Source organism: Microcoleus sp. Pol8_D6, from assembly GCF_036700965.1.
GTDB lineage: Bacteria > Cyanobacteriota > Cyanobacteriia > Cyanobacteriales > Microcoleaceae > Microcoleus.
Genome location: NZ_JAUBPW010000048.1, coordinates 43,674 through 51,808, shown reverse-complemented (window position 1 = coordinate 51,808; position 8,135 = coordinate 43,674). Strand labels below are relative to the sequence as shown.

General features: G+C 41.2%; 9 protein-coding genes and 2 rRNA genes. 4 read left to right on the top strand and 7 right to left on the bottom strand.

Annotated features, from left to right (window positions below):
- Both vapB and QUA10_RS19230 read left to right on the top strand, forming a co-directional pair.
- Positions 1-250: type II toxin-antitoxin system VapB family antitoxin (vapB, locus tag QUA10_RS19235; RefSeq protein WP_333085872.1), on the top strand; the 250-nt coding region annotated here is incomplete at its 5' end.
- Between the two features lie 83 nt (positions 251-333).
- Positions 334-2,685: a P-loop ATPase, Sll1717 family gene (locus QUA10_RS19230; RefSeq protein ID WP_333085870.1), complete on the top strand. Its 2,352-nt coding sequence runs from the start codon at positions 334-336 to the stop codon at positions 2,683-2,685.
- A 28-nt stretch (positions 2,686-2,713) separates the two neighbouring features.
- Here the strand turns inward: QUA10_RS19230 and QUA10_RS19225 are convergent, their stop codons facing one another.
- Both QUA10_RS19225 and rrf (QUA10_RS19220) read right to left on the bottom strand, forming a co-directional pair.
- Positions 2,714-3,292 (bottom strand): RipA family octameric membrane protein, encoded by a 579-nt coding sequence (locus QUA10_RS19225; protein ID WP_333085868.1) that lies wholly within the window; start codon positions 3,290-3,292, stop codon positions 2,714-2,716.
- A gap of 253 nt (positions 3,293-3,545) precedes the next feature.
- Positions 3,546-3,662 (bottom strand): 5S ribosomal RNA (gene rrf, locus QUA10_RS19220).
- A gap of 57 nt (positions 3,663-3,719) precedes the next feature.
- Here rrf (QUA10_RS19220) and QUA10_RS19215 point away from each other — a divergent pair.
- Entirely contained in the window at positions 3,720-3,869 is a 150-nt protein-coding gene (locus QUA10_RS19215; RefSeq protein WP_333085867.1) for a hypothetical protein, read from the top strand.
- Positions 3,870-3,957: 88 nt separating this feature from the next.
- On the opposite strand, the gene QUA10_RS19210 is transcribed toward QUA10_RS19215, so the two are convergent.
- From QUA10_RS19210 to sufR, 5 genes are all read right to left on the bottom strand, one after another.
- On the bottom strand, positions 3,958-4,356 hold the full coding sequence (locus QUA10_RS19210; protein WP_333085866.1) for a transcriptional regulator: 399 nt from the start codon (positions 4,354-4,356) through the stop codon (positions 3,958-3,960).
- On the bottom strand, positions 4,340-4,639 hold the full coding sequence (locus QUA10_RS19205; protein ID WP_293125902.1) for a type II toxin-antitoxin system HigB family toxin: 300 nt from the start codon (positions 4,637-4,639) through the stop codon (positions 4,340-4,342). The genes QUA10_RS19210 and QUA10_RS19205 overlap by 17 nt, the downstream gene beginning before the upstream one ends.
- A gap of 135 nt (positions 4,640-4,774) precedes the next feature.
- A 5S ribosomal RNA gene (rrf, locus tag QUA10_RS19200) occupies positions 4,775-4,891 on the bottom strand.
- Between the two features lie 196 nt (positions 4,892-5,087).
- The gene (locus QUA10_RS19195) at positions 5,088-5,495 is read right to left on the bottom strand and encodes a hypothetical protein (RefSeq protein ID WP_333084561.1); all 408 of its coding nucleotides are present in this window, start codon (positions 5,493-5,495) and stop codon (positions 5,088-5,090) included.
- 116 nt (positions 5,496-5,611) lie between these two features.
- Positions 5,612-6,310, bottom strand: coding sequence for an iron-sulfur cluster biosynthesis transcriptional regulator SufR (sufR, locus tag QUA10_RS19190; RefSeq protein ID WP_333084562.1), 699 nt, complete (start codon positions 6,308-6,310; stop codon positions 5,612-5,614).
- 188 nt (positions 6,311-6,498) lie between these two features.
- Between sufR and sufB the strand changes: the two genes are divergently transcribed.
- Positions 6,499-7,941: a Fe-S cluster assembly protein SufB gene (sufB, locus tag QUA10_RS19185; RefSeq protein WP_333084564.1), complete on the top strand. Its 1,443-nt coding sequence runs from the start codon at positions 6,499-6,501 to the stop codon at positions 7,939-7,941.
- Positions 7,942-8,135: the final 194 nt, after the last annotated feature.

Here is an 8,135-nt window from a genome sequence, read left to right as displayed (position 1 = left end):
GCTGGCAACTTTTGGGCTAGCTTTACTGTTTCTTTTATTCATAACCGGCGTGCGACGCCGGTGGAACGCTCTTCAGACAGAAGTGCTTCATTATATTGAGTTTTTGATCGAAAAGCAGGCTAAAAACTCAACCCAAGAAAAGCCAACAAAGAAGCGTCGAGTTGCCGGGACAATGAAAGGAATGTTTGTTCTACCGCTGCCTGATGACTTTGATGAGCCGCTTGAGGACATGAAGGAATACATGGAGTGAATGCTTTAGTGGTTATACATTTTAACTGTATTTTAGAGGGATTTTGTGGTATATTTAATAGTTGTTTTTGAGGTTCTAGCGACATGAAAACTGGGTTCTTTGCATATAGTGGTAAACCCTATTCAGTTGGGGAATCGATTGAAGAAGCAATTGAGCTTGTCAACGTTTCTGGTATCGCCTCACTAAAATCCTGGACAAGCTACAGAGTCAATGGCAAATTGATTATCGAGGAAGTAACAAAAGCTATTGATGAAGCCGAGTATTTTTGTGCTGATTTAACAGGCTTTAGTGACAACGTTATTTTTGAAATTGGCTACGCGATGGCAAATAATAAAGCCATATTCTTGATACTTGATAGTTCACACATTGAATCAACAAAGCGATACAAAGAATTTTCATCCTTAACAACTCTTGGCTATCAAAAGTATATAAACAGCTCTGATATTCTACAGGCTTTTATCTCTTTTGTTTCAGATTCCACGGCTCAAACCAAGCTGCCTAAAAAACAAATTTCAGGTTTCAGTAATCCTTTAATGTTTCTAAAGAGTCAGCTTGATACTCCCTACAGTCGAGTTATCGCCAGCAAAATTGCAGAGTATAAAATTCCTTGCTATACAGATGATGCCTCAGAAAATACAGTGCAGCCTATCGAATGGTATTTAGAGCGACTTAACAAAGCAGCTTTGATAGAATTCAGTTCAACGGCTCGTGTAGGATATAAACTTCAAAACTCAAAGTGTTCACTTGTTGCTGGTCTTGCTCTTGGCTATGGTCTAGATATTCTGATGGTGGCAGAAGAACCTTATGAAGTGCCTATAGATTACAGACATTTATTGATTAAATATAGGATTAAAAAGAGATGCGAGGAGATAATAAATGACTTTTTATCTGCTCGACAAGAGAGGCTATTAGAATACTATTCTCAGCAAAATATAAGTCAAAAAATCAACAGACAATTAACAGAGTTTCAGCAAATAACTTTTGGTGAATTTCTGGCAGAAGATGAAAGTGAAGATTTGTCAGATTATTATGTTGAAACTTTTGCTCCATCAACTTTAATCAAAAAGGCTTCCAACATAGTCATTGGAAGAAAAGGAACCGGAAAAACTGCAACTCTATATTATTTAAAGAATATTTTGGAAAAAGATTCTAGAAATCATGTTTGTTTAATTAAGCCGATAAATTTTGAAATCGATGCGTTGCTTAAGATATTACAGGTTCCTTCAGAAGAATACGAGAAAAGTTATTTAGTGGAGAGTGCTTGGAAACTTTTAATCTACACAGAAGTCGCTAAATCCATCTATCATAGGATTACTTCAAAACCTTTATCTGCACTTAACCAGGCTGAAATACAGTTTAAAGATTTTATTGAGAGTAAGTCCGATTTATTTTTAAAAGATTTTTCTGAAAGATTAGAACAAGAGTTAGAAAATATTCGTCAAGCCAACATAATTAATGGAGAACAAAAGTTTTCGGACTTTAAAATAAAGTTAGCTGAGATTATGCATGGTGAAACCTTAGCCAAAATAAAAAATTTGTTAGCAGAGTTATTTAACAAGGATAAGAAAATCTTAGTACTTATAGATAATCTAGATAAGTCATGGAAAAAAGATAACAAGTTAAACCTTCAAAGCGAGTGGATTTTGGGATTGCTTAGTGTTACAGGCAGAATTGTCAGAGAACTATTATCCTTTACAGTCAAAGGGCAGTCGAAGAATATAGATTTTCATCTGACTATTTTTTTGAGGAGCGACATATTCAAATACATCCTTGGTGGAGCTAGAGAGCCAGACAAAGTAGAATATACCAATCTTTTGAACTTAGGCGATAAAGATATTTTGTTCAGAATTATAGAGCAGAGATTTATAAAATTAAGTAGCAATGAGCTACTTTCAGATAACTTGTGGGAGAAATATATCGTTAAAACTGTAGAAGATATACCTGTAAAAGATTACATTTATGATAAGTTAATACCTCGACCTAGAGATATTATTTATTTCTTTAAGAGTGCGCACGAATATGCTGTTTCTAGAGGTCACTCACTTATTGAAGAAGAAGATATAAAATCAGGTTATGAAAACTACTCATCGTGGGTTTTCACATCAATGATGGTTGAGAATGGTATCACGATAGATCAGCTTAAAGAGTTTTTGTATCAGTTAGTTGGATGTCCACAAGTTATTGATAAAGAAACTTTGTATGTAGCTATGTGTGATGCACAATTATCAGAATCAGAAGAACGTTTAGATTATTTGATTGAGCATCTGTCAACCCTATCTATTCTAGGCAAAGAGGTTAGTAAAAATAAATTTCAATTTGAATATGCTTTTGATAGCAAGGATTTAATTAATGCAAAGTCTAGAAAACTAAATTCGGAACGGTATAAAATTCATAATGCTCTGGTACCGCACTTAGCCTTGGAATCTAAATTTTGATGTTGTAGTAAAAATTTATCTCCCTCTTTTATAAATTCAGTACTTTAGTAATAGAGTAGAGAAACAAGCAGAGATAAGGAACAGCAAGAATTATAGGACTGTACTTTTCAACAGCAGTCAAACGGAAGTAACTTCGTCTATTTTTATCTTCTTTAAGGATCTGCCATTCCCTGTCATAACAAGGAAAAGGTAGGTGATATTTCATTTCATGAATAACCTTAAATTTCAGGGAATTAAGCTGTTTATATGAATTAATATTTGCAGCCCAAACTAAACAAAGGCATAGCCCAAGAATTGATACTGTAAGAAGAACAAAACTTTGGGACCATTGAAAAAGATCTTTGTTGCTTGTAATGGAAAGTAAGGCCAGGAGAGCGGATAGTATAGACGTGTAGAAGCTGGCTATCTGTACTCTTCTTGAACTTACTCTATCCGCCATTTCAACGTAAAGCTTGTATTGCTCTAGAATATGAGTTTTGAATTCACTGCCGTAGTTCTCCCTCAAAGGAACATCTACATTTTTACTAGCGATGGTTGCATCAATAGATAGTTCTCTATCTGGCTCAGAACCGGATTTCAGTTGTTTATCAAGCTGTTCATCTTGCATCCTCTTGAAACCCCATATTAGATACGATAGATATACAATTTTAACATTTTTCAAGGTAGAAAGCTAGTTCTTCAACGTCGTATTGATCCAGTATCCTAACTGGCACATTAGACATCTCCAACAATTCTTGTGGGGAGTAGGGGTTCGGCATCCGGAGGGTCCTAGACGAGCTTTGGTGTAGATGACTAATAACTCACCAAAAAACTCAAGCCCTTTTCCGTTGTTGCGGGAAAAGAGCTTTAATTTATGATTAACCTGGCACTGAGCTATTTTACCGGGCAGTGACCCGCCGAGTATCTTCGCCATAGCAACGTTTAACAACCGAGTTCGGGAGGGATCGGACTGGTTCCATTACATCATAAGCACGATGTTGTTATGATTTTATTAAAATAAATACGAATGAAAGAGGCAATTATGATGACTATTTTTGATATACCGATCGCCCTTATTGCAGCCACTTCCAGAATCATTCTTGCCAGAAGTCAGCGGCTTCATCGACTTTGTGATGCACAAGCACCAAAATAGAATAGCGGAGCCCAAACTCCCAGACGATATTGCCAAAGCTTGGGCAAAATAGTTCGAGGAAGTCGATCGCTTAAAACTAATGACTAATCAGCCGCAGAGCGAATCTCAGCAATTCCTACTCCACAAGTAGTGGCTCGCACTTAAAGAAACAAACTAATATCAACTTGGAAAAAATCGGCTAATTTTCTGGCTTCATCTATTTCGATCGCCCTTCCACTAACAAAAACTTTCTCAACCTCAGTTTCCGTTCCCAAAACAGGAATTAAATCGGATTTGTCCAAATCTCTCGCATCCATTAAATGTTGCAACATAGAAGCAGCATTTCCCGCAGGAATCGGATAATTTTCAGATTCAAATTTTTCAATCAGCGTTATCAAAAGCTCCAGAAATAGCTCTTCCTCCAGCGATCGCATAGGGCGGTGTTCCAGTTCGCAAGCCAGAGCGATCGCGGCCTCGTTTTCTGCTTCATTTGCGATCGGTTTTGGTTGATATCGAACAAGTAAATCTGTATAAGATTTGGCATCAAAAGTACGGATCATTTTTCCACTCATCCTTATCATACTCAGCGTGAGTCAGAACATATTTGATGTAGATTCTTTGAGAAACGTAAACCAAATCAACAATCAGCCGATATCGATTTCCCTTAATATTAAATACGGTAAAATTTCCGACTGACTCAGCTTTTGGATAAATCTGCTGAACATCAATTAGGTTCTGCCATTGGGCTTTACTTGAAACTCTATACCAGTCATAAAGTGCATCGCAGGAATCGGCATGGCTTTCACAGAAATCTCGCAGGATTTTTCGGCTGATAACACGCATTTCACCCTTGTTTTCCCAACTACACCAGATTTTGTTCTGGACTTACGCACTTGTCATATTATAAACATCTGTCACTCACCAAAAAACTAAAGCCCTTTTCCGTTGTTGCGGGAAAAGAGCTCTAATTTATGATTAACCTGGCACTGAGCTATTTTACCGGGCAGTGACCCGCCGAGTATCTTCGCCATAGCAACGTTTAACAACCGAGTTCGGGATGGATCGGAGTGGTTCCATTACATCATAAGCACCAGGAAAGCTTTGAAAACTTTTAATCCTGTGTCTGCGTTAAGTCAGATGCGCTGCATCTCTTTCGCTCGACTTAATTACCTTATCAAGTTTTCCCTAGTCTGTCAACCCCAAAGTCAAAACTTTTTTTCGAGCGCCCGAAACCGATGGAATTATCGGGGTTTGAGGCCGATTTTGGGGGTGCGGCCGCTCGACCTTTAACTCACAAGTCCAAAAACGCCGCATCGGTTCCCAGTTCTCTGCGAATTTTCCCGTCCTTCTCAAACCACGCCACGACCTGCTTAACTGTTAATTCTTCGATCGGGATCTCGGCTTCCGTCGCAATTTGCCTCAAAGGCCGCAAAGACGCAACGACCAAATTCGTAAAAAAGTTTTCAAAACTAGCATCAAGTTCGATCGACCCTTTAATACTCTCATCATTCTTAATCCAATCCATCACCTGCCCATTAGTCACCTCAGCCACCGGCAAACCAGTCTCCCCAGCAATTTGCTTGAGCACCCTCAAAGCATAAATTGCCAGCCGCGCCGAAAACTTTTCCTTCGACGACAGCAGCGCCATATCAACTTCGGCGCACTCTTCCGGCTTTAAAAAATCTGCTAGCGGTTCCATATATTAAAAATTAGTAATTCCTAATCGGTAATCGGTAATTGGTAATCCCTGACATCCGTGACATCCGTTACACTCATCCGTTGCCGAACTTTCATCCGTGACATCCGTTACATCCGTTAGAAAATCCGTTGCCGAACTTCTTCCTTCTTCTTTGCAATCAAATAACCGCAGCGGTGTTCCCCATCAATAATCCAGTGAGTCCGCTCCACAATGCAATCCGGCAAAACCGCTGCAAACATTTCCAACTCATTGCCACACACACTAGGAAAAGTTTCAGCAACATTAGAAATCGCGCAGTTGTGTTCCATCAACACAAATCGATCGCCCAAACCAGTGCGATCGCACATCCCCACCTCTACAGATTCTACAGGATAACACTCAGCCATATAGCCTTCAGCCCTGCGAAGCTCCACCAACTTAGTCACCCGTTCTTGCAGCGAACCCGTACCCACTAGCCGGCGGTAGTCCGTAGCCTTGCGCTGCCACTGTTTTCGCAGGATAGTAATCACTTGCTCGCGGCCGACGGTTTCCGCCAAAGTATCCAAGAAAGAGACTGCAAAATCGCCGTAACGATTCGGGAATCGATCGCGCCCCAGACTGGTAAGCTCATAAATGTGCTGCGGCCGCCCCATCCCAGCCTGAACCGACTGATACTGAATCAGCCCCTCCGCTTCCAAATCCTTCAAATGACGGCGAATCGCCTGCGGGCTGATATCCAAAGACTCCGCCAACTCAAGAGCCGTCCCCTGCCCCCCCTTGAGCAAATATTCCAGGATGTCTTGTTTCGTGGAAGTCTGCTGAGTAGTCTCCATCATCTTCACAAAAAATTATTAATTTGACTTTGACAATATCACTATTGTTAATGTAGCTTAAAATATAGTAAAGCAACCAAATTGTTGTTTAACTTCCCAGAGCAGTCCAGCAGAACTCGCTCAAGCCCAGACAGGCATTGCCCCGTCTGCCATCCAGAGAGCATTATCTAGAACACTGAACACGCAAAATAATGAGTTCTACCACAGTCAAAACCTTAGTCAACCAGCCCTACAAATACGGTTTCGTCACCGACATCGAGTCAGACACCATCCCCCGCGGCTTGAGCGAAGATGTAGTCCGCCTGATTTCCGCCAAGAAAAACGAACCGGAATTCATGCTGCAATTCCGCCTCAGAGCATACCGCAAGTGGCTGACAATGACCGAGCCCACCTGGCCCCACGTCAACTATCCCGCGATCGACTACCAACAAATTATCTACTATTCCGCGCCCAAACAAAAGCCCAAAAAGCTCAACAGTTTGGATGAAGTTGATCCGACACTCCTAGAAACTTTCGAGAAACTCGGCATTCCCCTCTCCGAACAAAAACGGCTGGGAAATGTCGCCGTCGATGCCGTTTTCGACAGCGTTTCAATTGCCACAACATTTAGAGAAAAGTTAGCCAAAGATGGTGTTATTTTCTGTTCCATTTCAGAAGCCGTCAAAGATTATCCCGAATTAATAGAAAAATATCTCGGCAGCGTCGTACCAGTCGGCGATAACTTTTTCGCAGCCCTCAACTCCGCCGTATTCAGCGACGGTTCCTTCGTTTACATTCCCAAAGGCGTCAAATGTCCGATGGAATTGTCCACCTATTTCCGCATCAACAACGGAGATTCCGGCCAGTTCGAGCGCACCTTAATTGTCGCAGAAGAAAACAGTTCTGTGTCTTACCTCGAAGGCTGTACCGCTCCCATGTTTGACACCAACCAACTGCACGCCGCCGTCGTGGAATTGGTAACAATGGACAATGCCGACATCAAATATTCCACAGTGCAAAACTGGTACGCTGGCGACGCCAACGGCAAAGGCGGCATTTACAACTTCGTGACTAAGCGCGGTTTGTGTCAGGGAGTAAATTCTAAGATTTCTTGGACACAAGTAGAAACTGGTTCCGCGATTACTTGGAAATATCCCAGTTGCGTGTTAGTCGGCGACAACTCGGTAGGCGAATTCTACTCGGTAGCGCTGACAAACAACAAACAGCAAGCTGACACCGGCACCAAAATGATCCACGTTGGTAAAAACACTCGCAGCACGATTATTTCTAAGGGAATTTCTGCGGGAAATTCATCTAACAGCTATCGTGGCTTGGTGAAAATGGGGCCGAATGCTAAAGGCTCTCGCAATTACTCTCAGTGCGATTCCATGTTGATTGGGGATAACGCTCAAGCGAATACTTTCCCTTATATTCAAGTGCAGAACCACACTGCTAAAGTTGAACACGAAGCTTCTACTTCTAAGATTGGAGAAGAGCAATTATTCTTCTTCGCACAGCGGGGAATTTCGGCAGAAAATGCTATTTCGATGATGATTAGCGGTTTCTGTAAAGATGTTTTCAATCAGTTACCGATGGAATTTGCAGCGGAAGCTGATAAGCTGTTGAGTCTGAAACTCGAAGGAAGTGTCGGATAATTTACCCTCGTTACCAGGTCGCTCCTATTGCTGGCAATTCAACGTCAAACCGATAGTCCGGCAAGGGTTGAAACCCCTGCCTCAAAGCTAAAGTCCTCGCTTCGGAGGATTAATGATTTTAAAAATTTTCTTCTCAGTCCTCTTCAGAGGACTTAAGCTTTGAGACAGGGAATTAATTCCCTGGCGGACTATCG

Excerpts from the sequence above, each read along its gene's own strand:
- QUA10_RS19230 (WP_333085870.1), top strand. The coding sequence starts at position 334 with ATGAAAACTGGGTTCTTTGCATATAGTGGTAAACCCTATTCAGTTGGG.
- QUA10_RS19225 (WP_333085868.1), bottom strand. The coding sequence starts at position 3,292 with ATGCAAGATGAACAGCTTGATAAACAACTGAAATCCGGTTCTGAGCCA.
- QUA10_RS19210 (WP_333085866.1), bottom strand. The coding sequence starts at position 4,356 with ATGATCCGTACTTTTGATGCCAAATCTTATACAGATTTACTTGTTCGA.
- QUA10_RS19205 (WP_293125902.1), bottom strand. The coding sequence starts at position 4,639 with ATGCGTGTTATCAGCCGAAAAATCCTGCGAGATTTCTGTGAAAGCCAT.
- QUA10_RS19195 (WP_333084561.1), bottom strand. The coding sequence starts at position 5,495 with ATGGAACCGCTAGCAGATTTTTTAAAGCCGGAAGAGTGCGCCGAAGTT.
- sufR (WP_333084562.1), bottom strand. The coding sequence starts at position 6,310 with ATGATGGAGACTACTCAGCAGACTTCCACGAAACAAGACATCCTGGAA.
- sufB (WP_333084564.1), top strand. The coding sequence starts at position 6,499 with ATGAGTTCTACCACAGTCAAAACCTTAGTCAACCAGCCCTACAAATAC.